Genomic DNA, 321 nt, shown 5'->3' with positions numbered 1-321 from the left:
GTACCCAACTCCTTTATGCCTTCTTTGAATACAGAGTGCAGTTCCTCCTCCGTGATACCACAAATGCCTACATAAGCAAACTCCATCGAAATATCCCTCAGATTGTTCAGGTCGCTGAACACACTCACCTTTCCGAATTTCGTCACCCCCGTCAGCAGAGCGAACCGTATATACCTGTCCATCGATTTCAGCGCCCCATAGAAAGTCTTCAGCGTGCTCCTGTACTCATTCTGCAACTCCTCATTATCTATAGCCTGCAGTATCGGTTTGTCATATTCGTCCACCAGGATAACCACCTGCTTCCCTGTCTTCTCATACGCA

At 47.7% G+C, this 321-nt stretch carries 1 protein-coding gene; it reads right to left on the bottom strand.

Features of this window, described 5'->3' with window-relative positions:
* On the bottom strand, positions 1-321 hold a 321-nt coding region (locus H6A61_RS15515; protein ID WP_204394804.1), incomplete at both ends, for an AAA family ATPase.

Origin of the sequence: Bacteroides caecigallinarum (assembly GCF_016901995.1) — a bacterium.
GTDB classification, from domain to species: Bacteria; Bacteroidota; Bacteroidia; order Bacteroidales; family Bacteroidaceae; genus Phocaeicola; species Phocaeicola cellulolyticus.
Note: the sequence above shows the minus strand (reverse complement) of the source record. Positions and strands in the feature narration are given on the sequence as shown.